Below are 270 nucleotides of genomic sequence, written 5' to 3' on the forward strand. Positions count from 1 at the left end.
GTTTCTTCGTTTGAGCTGTTGGTCTGATTTTTTGGCAGTTCCCTCGATTAGAATCAGCTGCTCTTGCCCCAAATCCATTTTGTTTCGCTCATAGGAAAGCTCGGTTTGCTTTGCTATGATTTCTGCCAACCTTCTTTTTTTGGTTTCCAGAGGGATATCGTCCTCAAATTTCTTTGCAGCCAAGGTTCCTGGACGCTCAGAGTAGAAAAACATGTAGGAGAAATCATACTTCACAATGTCCATCAGAGAAAGGGTCTCCTGATGTTCTTC

Annotated in this window: 1 pseudogene; it reads right to left on the minus strand. The window is 43.0% G+C overall.

Annotation, left to right across the window (positions count from 1 at the left end):
• Nucleotides 1-270 (minus strand): annotated as a pseudogene (locus tag DNI29_RS23970) (tRNA (N6-isopentenyl adenosine(37)-C2)-methylthiotransferase MiaB); the annotation flags it as partial.

Source organism: Hymenobacter sediminis (assembly GCF_003231285.1).
GTDB lineage: Bacteria > Bacteroidota > Bacteroidia > Cytophagales > Hymenobacteraceae > Hymenobacter > Hymenobacter sediminis.